Origin of the sequence: Paenibacillus contaminans (genome assembly GCF_003285015.1) — a bacterium.
Classification (GTDB): domain Bacteria; phylum Bacillota; class Bacilli; order Paenibacillales; family NBRC-103111; genus Paenibacillus_V; species Paenibacillus_V contaminans.
Genome location: NZ_QMFB01000007.1, coordinates 333,880 through 350,639 on the forward strand (window position 1 = coordinate 333,880; position 16,760 = coordinate 350,639).

The window sequence follows — 16,760 nt, forward strand, 5'->3', positions numbered from 1 at the left end:
CAACATTGGGGGCAGTTGTCGTGAGCAGAAGATGGAAGAGCCATATCGAAGCTCACATGTTCGTTGCGCCGAGCGTCATCTTGACGATGACGCTCGGCATTTATCCGATCCTGTGGGCATTGCGGTACATGTTCTATGAGTACAGAGGCTACGGCGAGGCTCGTTATATCGGATTCGAAAATTTTACACGGCTTTGGCATGATGACGTTTTATGGATGTCCATCTGGAACACACTCGTCTATGCTGCCGGCAAATTAGTACTGACGATTCCAATTGCACTTGTATTAGCCGTACTCTTAAATGGCAAGCTGCGTGGACGCAACGTACTGCGTGGAATCATTTTTATGCCGACGATATTCAGTACAGCCGTTATGGCTGTTGTGTTTTACATTATTTTCAACTCATACAACGGACTATTGAACCAAGTTCTGAAAACGATCGGTTCGACCGGAGTGGATTGGCTCGGAGTGGAATATGCGATGCTGACCTGCATCATCATTGCAGCTTGGGGTGGGATCGGAAATTATATGCTGTTGTTTCTGGCTGGACTTCAAGGCATTCCCAAAGACGTTTACGAGAGTGCCGAATTGGACGGAGCCACCGGCTGGAGGAAATTTGTCCACATAACGATCCCGATGCTCGGACCGGTGCTGAACATCATTATGATGATCGCGATCATGAACGCTCTGGACAGCTATGAATCGATCATGGTCTTGACAGGCGGAGGTCCCGTCGGCAAAACGCAAGTGATGTACATGTACTTGTTCAAACTGCTTTTTCCGGTGTCCACAGGAGAAACGGTGCCGCAGGATATTGGGTATGGTTCGGCAGTGGCTTTTTTCTTGTCGCTTCTGGTAGGGGCTCTTACAGGCATTTACTTGTACTTGACAAGGAAACTGAACAACATTTATTGAAGATGAACACCGGGGTGATTCGTTAATGCATCAAGTATTCAGAAAAACCGCTGTCTGGGTGTTTCTGCTCGGAGTGGCGGTACTGATCTTGTTTCCGCTTGTCATGGCCATGCTGGGGTCGTTCAAAACCAATCAGGAACTGACGGCTGGAACGACGATCTTGCCACAAGCTTGGCAGTTGAAGAACTACACCCATACCTGGGTTGAAGCGAAATTTTCCCGTTATATCTGGAACAGCCTGATTTACAGCGTTAGCTCGACGGTGACGACGGTCCTGGTTTGCTCTCTGGCTGCCTATGCCGTCGCCCGCAGGCAGTTTCCAGGTCGTAAGCCGCTGCTTGCCGTCTATTCCTTCATGATGTTCATCCACTTAGGCGCCATCACGATGAAACCGGCGTTTGAACTCATGGTATCGCTGGGTCTTCAAAAATCATTGTTCGGTTTGATCATCATGATGACAGCATCAGGAGGAACGACTTTTTTCATCTTGTTTGCTTTTATCAAGGGTATTTCCAAAGATCTGGATGAGGCGGCCATGATGGATGGAGCAAGCTTCTTCTATATATACGCCCGCATCATTTTACCGCTATCTTTGCCCGCAATCGGCGTCGTCTCCTTGTTCGCATTTCGGAGCGGCTGGAATAATTATTTGTTGCCGCTTGTTTTTACAATGTCGCAGCCTAAGCTGCAGCCGCTTACTGTCGGTCTTGCAAACCTGCGATATGGCTTCGGCGGGGCGATGAATAGCCATTATATGCTGGCCGGGGCCTGTATCTCGATGATTCCGATGTTGATCGTCTACCTTATGGCAAACAAAACGTTTATGCAAATGAATGTCGGTGCAATAAAAGGGTAACGGTAACCCGTTGCGGTATCTTCAATTCATGACGAAAGAGGTTAAATTATGGTAGCATAACCGTATCGAAACCTCACCAGACAGGAGTAGTGCGATTGAAAACGAGAGTCTACCATCGGCTATCGTTCCGCATGCGTGTTTATCTATGCGTTTCGTTGGTCGTTACGCTAGCGATTGCTGTTATCGGTATTCTTACCTATCGGATTGCCGTCGGCACGACGGAACAAAATGCATACCGCTTCAGCCAGGAGACGCTGAACAAAACGTCCCAAGCGTTGGATGAGAAACTGAACAAGGTAAAAACGTCGATCTTCTCCATGATGCTGAACACGGATTACCGCCGTGCGCTTGGGTTGGACAATAGCTCGGAATACAGCGATTATTATACGCGTCAGTCCACGTTGCAGTCGACTTTCGTGCAACTGAAGCTGATCGAGCCACTAATCGACACTGTCTTATTGAGTACGCCGCAAGGCGACTATTACCTAATATCACAACTTCGGAAACAGGGACAGATGTTCGTCAATTCCGATTTGCACAAACGTTTCCTTCAAAGCACCGGAGTACACCGCGAAATATGGGTAGAAGGACATGACGACCTGTTTTTCAGTGACGGGCGGGCAGTTGTTTCGTTCATGACGGAGGGCGTTATGAATGACGTGACCAAAGAAGATTACCTTGTTGTCAATATCAAGGAAGAATCCTTAAAGCAATATCTCCTTCAGAATTTGAATGGGATAGAAGGGCGAATTTTTCTTGTTTCCCAAGATCGGAAAGAAGTGCTGCGAGGCGATCCGAAATTATTTCGAGAGCTAATCGAAAATAGTAAATTTCAGGAAGCGCTTAGTGGTGACGACGGAAAGTTTGACACTAACCTCGCAGAACAGGCCGTAAATGTAAACTACAAAAGATTAAATGCCGTGAGCGATTGGGTTTTATTCAGCGTCATTCCTAGATCGGAATTGCTGAAACAAACTGACGACTTGAAATATGCGATTCTCTTGATTATCGCAGGCTGCTTAATTGCTTGTTACACCATTACACAATTGCTTGTTAGGCTCTTGTTGAAGCCGATTAAGGATTTGCAGCGAGTCATGATAAAGGTCGAGCAAAATGACTTAAGCGTCCGATATGAAAGTCCTTGGCAGGATGAAATTGCGCAGTTGGGCTACCGGTTCAACCGCATGCTTGAGGAAGTCGAGCTTTCGTTTGAGCGAGTAATGGATGCCGAAAAGCAAAAGCGCAAATCGGAAATCAAAGCGCTGCAGGCGCAGATTGATCCTCATTTTCTTTATAACACATTGAATACGATTTACTGGAAGAGCCAAATGAAGCAGCTTGACGATGTGCAGGAAATGGTTCTCTCGCTTTCCCGGCTGTTCCAGCTTGGCCTTAATAAAGGACGGGAAATGACTACCCTCGAAAATGAACTTAACCATGTCGAACAATATTTGATTATTCAACAACAGTGCTATGAAAACTTGTTCGAGTATCGGATCGATGTGGCGGAAGAAATCGATATGAAGCACCCGATTTTGAAAATTTTGTTGCAGCCCCTCGCCGAGAATGCCATTTTACACGGATTCAAAGACCGAAATGAAGGCGGAATCATTTCAATAAAGGTCACGAGGGAGGGAACTCATATTCGGATGGTTGTGGAGGATAATGGCAGCGGCATGAGCCCTGAAATGGAAGGGATGCGTCCGATAACCGCGACTTCTTCCATGAAAGGGTACGCGCTGGATAATATCAGACAGCGCCTTCTTCTGGAGTACGGTCAGGAGGCGGAGCTGACCATGACGAGTACGGCCGGCATCGGCATGACAATATCGATTATCGTGCCTGTCCAAGCAGATTAGGAAGAGTACTCCGCTTGACAATTTACAGAGGGTGATTGGGATGGAAGAGCTTCGGGACAATATGACAATGATCCTGATTGATGATATTCGAAGCGTGACGGAAGGAATTGCGACGCAAATCGACTGGGAGCGTCACGGCATTACGATTTGCGGGAAGGCCCAAAACGGTGAAGACGGCATGCGGTTGATCGAATCCTGCAAGCCGGATATTATTTTGACGGACATCCGCATGCCGAAGCTGGACGGCATCGCGCTTACGCAGCGGGTCAAGCAGTTGCTCCCGAAAAGCAAAGTACTTCTGATCACCGGTTTTACCGATTTCGAATATGCGCAGCAGGCGCTTCGGCTTGGGGCACTCGATATCATTACAAAGCCTTTCTCGCTCAGGCAAATCGAAGACGCGGTATTGGAAGCGAAGCAAGTTTTGCAGGATGAGCGCCAAAAGTCTGTCAAGTTTGAGCAAATGGAACAGAGGATCAAGCAAAGTATGCCGGTACTGCGGCAGGAGTATTTTCAGCTGCTCATCCGTCATCAAGCAGACCGGGACAGCTCCCGCAACAGGTTGGAATTTTTGCAAGTCGATTTGGAGCCGGAACATCTCGCGGTTATGGTACTGGAAATCGATCGATTCGGCGATGAGTGCAAGTCCTTCTCGATCCGCGAAATCGAACTGACGCGTTACGCGCTGCAAAGCATTGTGGAAGAGACGATACTCGAACATACGAAAGGGGTCGTCTTTCGCGAATCTTGGAATCGTTTCGTGGCTGTATTTAATGTCTCCGAAGTTATCGATATATCCGCTTTGGGAGAATTATGCAGGGAACATGTCAACCGCTTTACCCGCTATACCGTATCGATCGGGTTAGGCAGAGAAGTGGAGCACATTCATGAATTATCTGAATCGTATGTGGGGGGGCTTGCGGCGCTTTCCTTTCATTTCTATACGGGTGGAAATGGAGTTTTCTCATTTCGCGATGCAATGAGTACGAAACGGTATTTGACGCTGTACTCGCGCGAAGAAGAGCAGGAACTATCCTTAGCTATCCGTTCGGGCAATAAGCAAAGGGCTGTATCGCTGCTTGAAAGCATGTTTGCCCGTCTCTCGATCTTGGATCCTCTTCCCGAGCCTGCTAAGTTGGTTAATATCTGTTGCGAGCTGGGATTTATGATGCTCCGAACGTTGCAAGAGAAGCTTCCGCTCGAAGAGGTTGCAACTTTTGAACATAAGCTGCAGGAAGTCCGCTCCAATACGACTTCGTTTGCAGGTTTAAAAGCACAGATCTTCGATATTTGCGTAAAGGGCTGCGAGCGGATCGAATCGATTTACCGGAATGAGGCAGCTCAGATCATCGATCAAACCGTAAAGTATATTCGTAATAACCTGCATGCAGATTTGACCGTGGCGCATTGCGCCAAACGGGTTCACTTGAGTGAAAGTTACTACGCCAATCTGTTCAAGAAAATAACAGGGGCGACCTTCAATCAGTTTGTTACGCAAGAGCGCATCGAACAAGCCAAAAGATTGCTCATTGATGGCATTCCCGTACAAGAAGTTTCAGAGTTGTTAGGATACCTGGGACGAAGGTATTTCAGCGATTTGTTCAGAAAACATACGGGATTGACACCATCTGAGTTCCGGCAGCAGTATGCAGGACGGGCTCAAGAGGAGTGAATACTAGCATAAACGTAGTCGAATTACGGCATACCTTGAAAGGAATATTTACGTCATAATCATGATGTAACCGGTTACAAGGTTGGCGGATTCGTCGAATCTTTCTTATACTTAGATATTCTTGTGAAGGAGGATAATATTTTGATCGGCTTACGTAAAATATCTATTATTTCCCTTACGTTTGTTTTGCTGTTTTCTTTTTTTGCCTCTGTCAATCCACCGAAGACTTTCGCTGCGGATGAATTTGATGTATTAAGACAAAAGTGGAGCGATATGCTCACGGGCGGCGCGGCCGATGCAAACGACCCGGATATCGCCGCGCAAATCGGCAATGTTGTAAGTGAAGTGCAGAACAGTTCTTCCACCGGCTATTGGGATACGTTACAAACAGGAACAAGCCGGACATCATGTGCTTGTTTATGGACGGATTTGAGAGGTACGACGGTATCGGCGAATATCGTGAACGATTTTCGCCGCATTCGGGCGATGGCGCTTGCCTATCAAACACCAGGTGCATCAAGTGCAAGCTCTGCTGGGTACAATCCGCTCTATCACAATGCATCGTTAAAAACAGATATTATCGATGCGCTAGATTGGATGTATTCCAACCGATATAATGAAGCAACATCTCCTTATAATAACTGGTATCACTGGGAAATGTCCGGACCGCAAAATCTGGAAGATGCAGTCGTGCTGATGTATGACGATCTGACGCCGACACAGATCACGAATTATATGAATGCGGTGAATCGTTTTGCACCGGACCCGAACCGTACGAACGGAGCTACGGCCAACGGCGCGAATCGCGTCGAGAAGAGCTGGGTAGTTGCCCTGCGCGGCATTATTGTCAAGGATGCCGCCAAAGTTGCCCTAGGACGTGACGGTCTTAGCGACTCGACAACCTTGTCGACAAGGACTAATGGTGCCAGCAACGTCTTCAAGTATGTGAACGGTGGGGCCGGTATGCATCCGGACGGTTCCTTTATTATGCATACCAATCATCCGTATAACGGCAATTACGGGACAACCTTTTTATCGCTGATCGTACAAATGATGTATTTATTGAGCGGCTCCACATGGGAGATTACGGATCCAAATGCGTCCAACGTATATAAGTGGGTTTATGATGCTTACGAGCCATACATTTATAACGGTGCCCTGATGGATATGGCACGCGGACGCACCATTTCGTACAGCGGTGCAAATGATCATCAATATGGTCATGTTGCGCTTCGGGCTATCATGCTCCTTAGCACTTTTGCTCCCTCTTCGGACGCTAATGCGTACAAAAGCATGGTCAAATATTGGATCACTGCCGATACGTATCTCAATTTTATGCAGCAAAGCCCAATTTTCTATATCGTGATGGCAAAAACATTACTAATGAATGATCCAAGTGTAGTGTCGAGAGGCGAACTGGTCAAAAACAAGATTTTCCCGGACTCGGATCGTGTCGTCCATTTGCGTCCTGGCTTCGGCTTCGGGATTGCCATGTCGTCAAGCCGTATTTCCCGCTATGAATCGTTAAACGGCGATAACCTGCACGGATGGCACATGGGAGACGGCGCTACATATGTTTATACGGCGGATTCCAGCCAGTATAACGACAATTATTGGCCGACCGTGAATCCTTATCGTCTGCCAGGAACAACCGTGGATGTTGGAACGTTAGCAAATGCAGCCGGCCAAAGCATAACCACAAGCCATGATTGGGTAGGAGGTGTATCCGACGGAACATATGGCGCTGTAGGGATGCAGTGGAACGCATACAATAGCAGCTTAACGGGGAAAAAGTCGTGGTTCTTATTCGATGACGAGGTCGTGGCTCTCGGAGCCGGTATTACAAGTACGTCCGGGAGGGGAATCGAAACGATCGTCGACAATCGGAAACTGAATGCAAGCGGCAACAATGCATTCATCGTAGACGGTACGTCGCAATCGACCTCATTAACAGGAGGAATACAGACGTATTCCGGCGTTAATTGGCTAAATCTGGAGGGCAATGTCCCGGGATCGAATTTCGGTTATTATTTCCCTGGAGGCGCGACCCTGAAGGGAGTCCGGGAAACCCGCACAGGGTCCTGGAGGAGCATTCAAAGCAGCTCCAGTTCAGCGTTGACTTCAAACAACTTCGAAACGTTCTGGTTTGATCATGGGATTGATCCAACGGACACTACCTATGCATACGCCGTCCTTCCGAATTATTTGGCCGCAGAAACGGCTTCATTTGCTAGCGATCCAGATTTTACGATCGTCGAAAATTCGACCGACGCGCAGGCTGTTCAAGAAAATTCATTGCATCTTCTTGCCGTGAACTTCTGGAATACAATGACGAAAACGGTCGGATCCATTACCAGCGACAATAAAGCTTCCGTCTTGCTTAAAGAAACAGTTGATGCGGTGGATATTTACGTGTCGGATCCAACACAGGCCAATACAGAGAGCGTCAACTTTGAAATCAACAGCAGCTCGTCGGGCGTTCTCTTCGCCGATCCAAACATTACAGTAACGCAGCTCAGCCCAACTATTAAGTTTTCCGTCAATGTAAACGGCAGCAAAGGGAAGACAATTCATGCCCGATTCAATATTGGGGCGGCAACCACTCCCGCAGCGCCAACCTTAATCAGCGCTGACCCAATCGTGAGCGGACAAATCTCATTGGCGTGGTCGCAGGCCGAAGGAGCGGCAGGGTATAAAGTCAAGTACGGTACCGCACCAGGCAGCTATACGAACGTTGTGGACATGGGCTTGGCGACAAATGGAACAGTTACTGGGTTAACGAACGGCTTGACCTACTATTTTGCCGTAGTCTCCTACAGCGCGGCCGGTGAAAGTGGAAATTCGAATGAGAAAAGCGCAGACCCGATCATTATGATTACGCTCCTGCCGGAGGCGGATGCTTTTGTTCGCGACGGAACCCCAATTACGAATTATGGAACAGATCCGACGCTTGTTACGAAAAAGAATACGTCCGGCGTTAACCGCGAGTCGTACCTTCGCTTCGATTTGTCCTCGTTAACAGGTACGGTACAGAGCGCCAAAATCAGGTTGATTCCCGTAGGCGTCGGATCATCAAGCACAACGAACCGTGCCTATTCCATCACCGATAACACTTGGGGAGAGACGACGCTCATATGGAACAATAGACCCGCTGCAGGAACTCTTCTGGCAAGTTGGTCATCGATGGCCGTCGGAACGCCAATTGAGATCGACGTAACGACGCAGGTTAACAATGCTTTGTTCACCGATAAAAAAATCAGTATTGGTGTTTATTCGCCGATCGACGTCGGTGCAGCCGGGGATATCATCTATGGCTCCAAAGAGCAAACGACGGCTGCCAATCGTCCTCTCTTGATCATGACGCAGGCGGAGCCTATCGTACCTGCAGCACCAACCTTAATCAGCGCTGAACCCGTAGCGAGCGGACAAATCTCATTAGCGTGGTCGCAGGCCGAAGGAGCGACAGGTTATAATGTCAAATACGGTACCGCACCAGGCAGCTATACGAACGTTGTGGACATGGGCTTGGCGCTAAATGGATCGGTTACCGGATTAACGTACGGTTTGACCTACTATTTTGCCGTATCTGCCTACAGCGCGGCTGGTGAAAGTGGAGATTCGAATGAGAAAAACGCATACATGAATATGATGATCCAGCCGGAGGCGGATGCTTTTGTACGCGACGGAACCCCAACCACGAATTATGGAACAGATCCGATGCTTGTAACAAAAAAGAATACGTCAGGCGTGAACCGCGAATCGTTCCTTCGCTTCGATTTGTCCTCGTTGACGGGGACGGTACAGAGCGCCAAAATAAGGTTGGTTCCCGTAGGCGTAGGATCGTCAAGCACAACGAACCGTGCCTATTCTATCACTGATAACACTTGGGGAGAGACGACGCTCATATGGAACAATAGACCCGCTGCAGGCACTCTTCTGGCAAGTTGGTCATCGATGGCCGTCGGAACGCCAATTGAGATCGACGTAACGACGCAGGTTAACAATGCTTTGTTCACCGATAAAAAAATCAGTATTGGTGTTTATTCGCCGATCGACGTCGGTGCAGCCGGGGATATCATCTATGGCTCCAAAGAGCAAACGACGGCTGCCAACCGTCCTCAATTGATCATCACTCAAGCTGAGCCTATCGTACCTGCAGCGCCAACCTTAATCAACACTGACCCAATAGCGAGCGAACAAGTCTCATTATCGTGGTCGCAGGCCGAAGGAGCGACAGGTTATAAAGTCAAGTACGGTACCGTACCAGGCAGCTATACGAACGTTGTGGATATGGGCTTGGCGCTAAATGGAACGGTTACCGGATTAACGAACGGCTTGACCTACTATTTTGCCGTATCCGCCTACAGTACAACTGGTGAAAGTGTAAATTCGAATGAAAAAAGCGCAATCCCGATCATTGTGATTACGCTCCTGCCGGAGGCGGATGCTTTTGTACGCGACGGAACCCCGACTACGAATTATGGTGCGGATACGGGGCTTGTTACCAAAAAAAGCACGTCAGGCGTGAACCGCGAATCGTTCCTTCGCTTTGATTTGTCCTCGTTGACAGGGACGGTACAGAGCGCCAAAATCAGGTTGGTTCCCGTAGGCGTCGGATCGACAAGCACAACGAACCGTGCTTATTCTATCACTGATAACACTTGGGGAGAGACGACGCTCATATGGAACAATAGACCCGCTGCAGGCACTCTTCTGGCAAGTTGGTCATCGATGGCCGTCGGAACGCCAATTGAGATCGACGTAACGACGCAGGTTAACAATGCTTTGTTCACCGATAAAAAAATCAGTATTGGTGTTTATTCGCCGATCNTAAAGAACAAACGACGGCTGCCAACCGTCCTCTCATGATCATTACGCAGTAAAAGGTCATTCATCAGATTGGAATAAAAAAGACTTGGTTCGCGCATATGCGTTCCAGGTCTTTTCGATTCCAGCCATTCCCGAGCGGCTGTTCTTTTGAATAAAGTCGTTTTCTCTCACTAGGTCGCTTGATTTCCCTCATTCCTTGATGATCGTCTACTAGGTAAAATAATTGATAAACCAATAAGAATGCTCAGAGTCCCGTATTCCGTGAAGCGGTGGAGGCATTTCGCTGCAAAGCGGAGAGTGCTTTTCAAAACCAAACAAAAGGGAAATATACCCGCTCACGGATGAAATCTTGGTGATAATTCGATAAAAAATTCTGATGGAGGTACCGGATATGACAAACAAATATTTTAATTACGACAGCTACCGTACGAAAGAAATCTCCTTCCCGCTTGGTGGAATCGGCAGTGGAAGTATAGGATTGGCAGGCAATGGGAGACTTATAGACTGGGAAATATTTAACCGGCCAAATAAAATGAGTCATAATGGCTTTTCATTTTTTGCCATCAAAGTGGAATCGAAAGGTGAAGTGAAATTGGCAAAAGTGCTCCATGGCGACCAACTGCCTTCATTTATGGGGGAAGGAAGGGGGAAGTATGAAGGGTACGGTTATGGGCCGCGAAGAGAAAATATGTCAGGATTTCCTCACTTCAGTAACACGTCATTCAAAGGAGAATTTCCTTTCGCTGAAATCGTTTATGATGACGAGGGAGATCCGGTCGATGTGAAATTAACAGCGTTTAACCCGTTGATTCCTCTAAACGATAAAGATTCGTCATTACCCGCAGCGATCTTTACTTTTGAAGTGTGTAACCGAACGCTTGAACATCTCGATATCAGTTTAGTTGGAAATGTATCAAATCCGTTTAAAAGAGGGGCGGTAAACACTTATTTTGATCAAAACTCGTACAAAGGTTTTAAACTGCATTCCAATTTCTACAAGGATGACGATCCGGAATACGGGGATATAACGTTAAGTACAGATGGAGAAAACATCAGTTACCAGAGTTATTGGTATCGGGGGGGCTGGTTCGATAATCTGACTGTTTTCTGGAAGGACTTCACTACTCCGGGCATGTTTCAAGAAAGATTTTATCCGTCCGATCGTAATTTGGACGATGAAATGGCACATCAGAAACGGCGTGACGTATGTTTACTTAGCAATCATAAATCACTTGCACCGGGTGAAAAAGGGAAATTCACATTTGTTATCTCATGGAACATTCCAAACTATGTGAATTATTGGAATCCTGGAGGTTGTCATGAGGCAGGTTGTGCATTGCCAAGTTGGAAAAATTATTATAGTTTATTGTTTGCTGATTCTACTGAAACGTCGCGATATATTTTTGCAAATTATGAACGCTTATGTACGGAAACGAGTTTGTTTAAACAATTGCTGTTTCAGTCCAGTATTCCAGACTATGTACTGGATGCAATTTCCGCAAACATTTCGATTTTGAAATCACCGACTGTGCTTCGACTACCCGATGGAACGCTGTACGGGTTCGAAGGATGTCATACGGATGAAGGTTCGTGCGAAGGATCCTGCACTCATGTATGGAATTACGAACAGGTAACTCCTTTCTTGTTTCCAGTGTTGGCCCGTTCGATGCGAGACATCGACTACACTTCCGCACAGTTTCCCAATGGGGAAATGGCGTTTCGCTTAATGCTGCCTCCCGAACGAACAACGACGGACGAATCGCATAAAACTGGTAAGAAACGTGCTGCAGCAGACGGTCAAATGGGTGGCATCATGAAAGTGTACCGGGAATGGAAAATTTCTGGTGATACGGAGTGGCTAAAGAGGATCTGGCCTGAAGTAAAGAAAGCCTTGGAATATGCCTGGGATTCGACGAATGAAGACTGGTGGGATCGCGACGAAGATGGTGTGATGGAAGGCGAGCAGCATCATACGCTTGACGTAGAAATCTACGGTCCGAACTCATATATTACAGGAATGTATCATGGAGCTTTGCTTGCAGCTTCACTAATGGCGGAAGCTCTTGGCGACGAATCCGGTGTAAAGTATCGGGAAATGTATGAAAAAGGCCGAAAATGGATGGATGAAAATTTGTTCAACGGAGAGTATTTCCACCAAAAAATCGATTTGCAAGACACTCGATTTCCGATCGATCCTGAACTCGGTGAAATTAAATATCAGATCGGTGAAGGATGTCATATCGATCAGGTATTAGGACAATGGCATGCCCATGTTATTGGGCTGGGTTACATTTTTGACCGGCAAAAAGTGCGCAAAGCCGTCGAGTCGATCTATAAATATAATTTTATCACGTGTTTACGGGATTATCCGAACGCTTGCCGAATTTACGGTTTAAACGACGAACAGGGGCTGTTGATTAGCACATGGCCAAAAGGCAATAGCCCAAAGGTGCCAGTGCCCTATGCGGATGAGTGTATGAACGGTTTCGAATACCAGTCGGCTTGCCAAATGATTTATGAAGGCTTAATCGATGAAGGATTAGAGTGTGTGAAAGCGGTTCGCCATCGTTATGACGGGGAGCGCAGAAATCCTTGGAATGAATTCGAATGCGGGAGTAATTACGTTAGATCAATGGCTTCTTATTCGTTGTTACTTGCTTTAAGCGGTTTTGAATACGATATGACTGAACGGTATATCGGCTTTAATCCAGTTGTCAGTCGTGAAAAGTTCGCGGCCTTTTGGTCATTGAATGAAGGATGGGGGCAATTTACTCATCACAAGGGTAAATTGGAGCTGGCCGTTAAATACGGTCGAATCGGTTTGAGCAAGTTCCGCTCCGATTTACTCGATGGCAAAGAGGTAAGTAGCGTCACCGCAGCAGGAAAGACGATTTCTTATGTTCGGGAAGGTAATGTTATTTATCTGGACGAAGTTATCAATTTAAAAGTTAATGAAACGATTACGATTACAACTTGATCGAATTTTGAACATAGCCCGATTCAAACCCGCAATTTTTGCGGGTTTTTGATTTTAGCGCGCGCATTGTCGCTCAACACCGTATACATATTCACAAAACCCGTATTTTATACATATGTAATTAAGAATAATAAGAAGTTGTTTGGTTTGTTTTCTCTCTCTTCTCAATTTCAACTTCACCAAGAAAAGAAAGGGTCCGGTTTTCCCTAACCTAATTAACGAGTTGGCATTTCCATCGGAAAATCGCTGAGGCTCTCGCAGTATCGAGCTCCCCAGATGATCCACATACCATTTTGTAGAGACCTCAATGTTACTAACTGGAAGATTAATACAAGCTACTTCTGACACTCGATGGATGACCTCTTGTTCAAATTCTTGCCCTACTTTATGCTCATTTAGCGTTGTCTCCACTATTTGGATCAGCTCCCTTTTCATTTTAGTCCTTGCTCTGCGAATACGGCTTTCGATTGTGTTTTTCGATACACCCAGAAAACGGCTGATTTCATTTGAAGTGAATCCGCTAATGTAATACATGAGCGTGGCTATCCTATAGGGCTCCTCAAGTTCGTTTACTGCTCTCCACACCTCGGATTGATTTTCAAGTGCAATGATTCGATCCTCTACTGTCATCGTGTCTTTATATGAAGAAATTTCTTCTAAGGACATCATTTTCAGCTTCTTATTCTTTCGCAGCCAGTCAATTGACAAGCGTCTAGTGATTGAATACAGCCAATTCCCAAATTTATCTCCTTCCTTAAGGTCATTAAGATGATGCCAAGCTCGAACAAAAGCTTCTTGCGCTATATCTTGAGCTTGATAAAAATCACCAACGAGGTGAAAAGAGGAAGCTATCACAGCATTCTTGTACTTCCTAACCAATGAAGCAAATGCTGCTGTATCTCCCTTGGAGGCCAATCTTACCTCTTCACGATCTAAACTTTGCTCCATTCTAATCCAACCTTTCTCTATATAGACGAATGAATGGACCCAAAACGTGCAACTCCAAGTAAACATTTCAATAAATTGGGCGATTTTCCCTTTATATTTATTATGGCGCAACATTGGCACTAATCTGCCCGATAGTTGAGAAACGGCAGCCGATCGTTCTGGCCGGCTGCCGTCATGTATTTATTCAGCTATCGTACCCGTTAGCGTAATGATATGTCTTGCTTTATTACTTGTATCATGTATTCAACAAATTCTCGGAAATTTTGGTAATCAAAATCAATATTATCTGTTTTTCCGTTGAAATCATTTAGACAATGTTTAACCAATTGCTGGTACCTTTGAGGCACATTTTTTACTCCCCATTCTCCGCCCTCCTCGCTTTGAAGATATCTTACCTTCTTTCATATAATAAAGAACTCGGCAGAGATTTAAGGTTAGGTACATAGGGGTGAGGTACTCAGGGGGATTGAAAAATATCTCCTCCGCAGCTCCTTGAACATCGTGTAAAATAGAGTCAAGGTAATATCGACTTTCGATAGGTTCATAATGCTCACTTAATGGTATTCCATATAGAGTTATTCCTCTCTCATAGGCAACAAAAATTTGAGAAGCTAAATCTTTATCTTCGATTCCACCACAAAGATAATTCTCATTTGTTCGGTATATTTCTCTCTATGATAATCCGAGTAATGAAATTCAAAAGGTTGGGATAAGCAAATACTTTTGCAAACTTAGTAAAGGAAAATGTGTTTTGAAGATGTCGTTTCAAAATGAGCTGGACAACACGCGTTTTGTACAAAAAAGGGAAATGTTTAAGGAGTTTTCGTTTCAAAATGTGCTCACCACTCCTTGGCCATGCCGGCCAGCTTGTTTACCATCTTCAAGTTCCTCATTGTTGCAGTGCACCAGCCTAATCCCTAGGAATTCACCTACTAATCCATTTCAATTATGCTTCTGCAATATCACCTGAACTTGCTCTTCCAAGTTGCCGTCTTTTATCACTCTGTTGTAACAATAAGGTAAGACTCTCTTAGAACGCAAATATTCTTCGTTGCGCCCGATATTCACTTATTGCCTGACATCCTCAATGCTTAGGCTCAACATCCCTCCACTTAGAATTTCCATCCTTGTCATAACCAGTCATCTCGGTGGCGTTTAACATTTCGCCTGTTTTGACATCAAAGAATACGCTCATTCTCAAGCTTTCATTCTCACTGTTGGGAGAATTCGGTGAGATGCCCATAACTCTTAGAAGCCAATGCTTTTCGAAAGAGTTGGGATCTGTAAGATATCCGGCGATCGTAAAATGATACCCCTTGATCCAGTCATCCGGTATTTCAGGGTCACCAGACCGCATCCCCAGTTCTTCAATAGCTTGTTTAACGGCCTTAGGAGAATCAATATGAATATCAGAGATAGCATACTGCCCTTTACTTAGTAAATTGTTGTCGTCCGTTCTCACGTTTTGCGGAATCACTTTTCCATTGTCGATCTTCATGGATATGGAAAAATTCCCTTTCTCACTGCCAAAACTAAGATTCCATGTGTTTCTTTTTCCGTCAGCACCATCGTTTCTTTCCTGTGGCACAGTCGCATCATCCGTGCTTGTCAAGTGTATAAGTAATGGCTCTTCATCAGTATGTTTCTTTGCCTCTTCATACCCAAGGAGCAGCGCTTCCATCGCGGTTACGCTTATTTTTTCATCGCTCTCGTCTATCTCGTCGGTCTTCTCGCTGGTTATTGAGGCAGCCGGTTCTACTGATTTGTTGGTAGAACTGTTGTTGAAAGGACCAATCTTCATAGCGTACAAAAAAACGAACACACTCGTAATCAATATAGCAGAGGCTATGCCGAGGTACTTCTTCAAAGTTGCTTCTCCTTACTTGTAAAGGTAGTAGGTAAAATCAATTTTGATAACGCATATGCAATTGCCGAGGCAGTATCATTATGATAGTAGATACCTACCCAATAGTCTGTCCTAGTTGGACCAGATCCTTTATAATCTACAGTAAATTGGTCCTCGTAGTCATGACCGTCAGGCAGCCAAATACCTACGTTAGTAATAGTTAAATCGGTACCAAAGGCAATAACGGGAGCATTGCTGGTGCCGCCGCTGATATCGTTTACCCTATGGACTGCACTAATCCCCAACTCCGGCCAATTCCCATTGGCTGTTTTGTTCCCTGTCCAATTCATCTGTTTTGGTGGTTACCCTCAGAGGGCTTATCACAGACTTCTCAGATTTAGGCCTAAAAAGAGGTTGTCCCGTGGAGGATAGCTTTTGCACATTATATTCATCTAACAGCTCCTGCGAAGTTCCGTTGTTCAGCAGAAAAAGCTTAGAAAATGGTGAAAATCTTCCTTCTTCGTCCGGGCCGCTTTCAATCGCTTCCCTTGAAGCATTTAGTCCCTAGCCATCAGCCCCCTAGCCGTAACGAAATATGAGCCTAATCCGACAGTGCCCGCATGATGTTGGATTTCGCCTCTGTCGCAATCGCTTCATTCCCGTCATCGACCGCCTGCATCAAGATCAGTACAGGGATGTATACGGCTATCAGCCGCGCCAGCAGCTTCGTTTCCTCGTCCGCCACTCCGTACGTTTCGAAAAACACGCCGCGAGCGTACGGTGGTAAAAAACTGTAAGCAACGCTCAAATCGCAAGCCGGATGGCCTACGCTCAGATCGCCCCAATCAATGATGCCGG

General features: G+C 46.0%; 12 protein-coding genes. 6 read left to right on the forward strand and 6 right to left on the reverse strand.

Annotated features, from left to right (window positions below; all coding sequences use genetic code 11):
- The first annotated feature begins 20 nt into the window (after positions 1 to 20).
- The 6 genes from DQG23_RS14940 (at position 21) to DQG23_RS14965 (ending at position 13,108) form a co-directional block, all read left to right on the forward strand.
- Positions 21 to 914, forward strand: a complete 894-nt coding sequence (locus DQG23_RS14940) for a carbohydrate ABC transporter permease (protein ID WP_420330231.1) — start codon at positions 21 to 23, stop codon at positions 912 to 914.
- Between the two features lie 25 nt (positions 915 to 939).
- Positions 940 to 1,770 carry a carbohydrate ABC transporter permease gene (locus DQG23_RS14945; RefSeq protein ID WP_113031650.1) on the forward strand — a complete coding sequence of 277 codons (831 nt, stop codon included), beginning with the start codon at positions 940 to 942 and terminating at the stop codon, positions 1,768 to 1,770.
- A gap of 95 nt (positions 1,771 to 1,865) precedes the next feature.
- Positions 1,866 to 3,629, forward strand: a complete 1,764-nt coding sequence (locus DQG23_RS14950) for a sensor histidine kinase (protein WP_113031651.1) — start codon at positions 1,866 to 1,868, stop codon at positions 3,627 to 3,629.
- A gap of 40 nt (positions 3,630 to 3,669) precedes the next feature.
- Positions 3,670 to 5,301, forward strand: coding sequence for a response regulator (locus DQG23_RS14955; protein ID WP_113031652.1), 1,632 nt, complete (start codon positions 3,670 to 3,672; stop codon positions 5,299 to 5,301).
- 273 nt (positions 5,302 to 5,574) lie between these two features.
- The gene (locus DQG23_RS14960; protein ID WP_475111003.1) at positions 5,575 to 10,170 is read left to right on the forward strand and encodes a CBM96 family carbohydrate-binding protein; all 4,596 of its coding nucleotides are present in this window, start codon (positions 5,575 to 5,577) and stop codon (positions 10,168 to 10,170) included.
- Positions 10,171 to 10,522: 352 nt separating this feature from the next.
- Positions 10,523 to 13,108, forward strand: a complete 2,586-nt coding sequence (locus DQG23_RS14965) for a GH116 family glycosyl-hydrolase (RefSeq protein WP_158560516.1) — start codon at positions 10,523 to 10,525, stop codon at positions 13,106 to 13,108.
- Positions 13,109 to 13,162: 54 nt separating this feature from the next.
- Here the strand turns inward: DQG23_RS14965 and DQG23_RS14970 are convergent, their stop codons facing one another.
- From DQG23_RS14970 to DQG23_RS14995, 6 genes are all read right to left on the reverse strand, one after another.
- Positions 13,163 to 14,056 carry an RNA polymerase sigma factor gene (locus tag DQG23_RS14970; protein ID WP_158560517.1) on the reverse strand — a complete coding sequence of 298 codons (894 nt, stop codon included), beginning with the start codon at positions 14,054 to 14,056 and terminating at the stop codon, positions 13,163 to 13,165.
- A 200-nt stretch (positions 14,057 to 14,256) separates the two neighbouring features.
- Positions 14,257 to 14,403 (reverse strand): hypothetical protein, encoded by a 147-nt coding sequence (locus DQG23_RS43755; protein ID WP_113031656.1) that lies wholly within the window; start codon positions 14,401 to 14,403, stop codon positions 14,257 to 14,259.
- Positions 14,375 to 14,722: an aminoglycoside adenylyltransferase domain-containing protein gene (locus DQG23_RS43760; protein ID WP_113031657.1), complete on the reverse strand. Its 348-nt coding sequence runs from the start codon at positions 14,720 to 14,722 to the stop codon at positions 14,375 to 14,377. The genes DQG23_RS43755 and DQG23_RS43760 overlap by 29 nt, the downstream gene beginning before the upstream one ends.
- Before the next feature lie 418 nt (positions 14,723 to 15,140).
- A complete protein-coding gene (locus DQG23_RS14985; RefSeq protein ID WP_113031658.1) occupies positions 15,141 to 15,923 on the reverse strand; it encodes a hypothetical protein in 783 nt (260 codons plus the stop codon).
- Positions 15,920 to 16,252 (reverse strand): hypothetical protein, encoded by a 333-nt coding sequence (locus tag DQG23_RS14990; protein WP_113031659.1) that lies wholly within the window; start codon positions 16,250 to 16,252, stop codon positions 15,920 to 15,922. The genes DQG23_RS14985 and DQG23_RS14990 overlap by 4 nt, the downstream gene beginning before the upstream one ends.
- Before the next feature lie 251 nt (positions 16,253 to 16,503).
- A partial coding sequence (locus tag DQG23_RS14995) for a phosphotransferase (protein WP_146762312.1) occupies positions 16,504 to 16,760 on the reverse strand: 257 nt, incomplete at its 5' end.

Bases quoted from the DNA above. Each gene is read 5' to 3' on its own strand.
- DQG23_RS14970 (WP_158560517.1), bottom strand. From the start codon at position 14,056: ATGGAGCAAAGTTTAGATCGTGAAGAGGTAAGATTGGCCTCCAAGGGA.
- DQG23_RS14990 (WP_113031659.1), bottom strand. From the start codon at position 16,252: ATGAATTGGACAGGGAACAAAACAGCCAATGGGAATTGGCCGGAGTTG.
- DQG23_RS14945 (WP_113031650.1), top strand. From the start codon at position 940: ATGCATCAAGTATTCAGAAAAACCGCTGTCTGGGTGTTTCTGCTCGGA.
- DQG23_RS14965 (WP_158560516.1), top strand. From the start codon at position 10,523: ATGACAAACAAATATTTTAATTACGACAGCTACCGTACGAAAGAAATC.
- DQG23_RS14955 (WP_113031652.1), top strand. From the start codon at position 3,670: ATGGAAGAGCTTCGGGACAATATGACAATGATCCTGATTGATGATATT.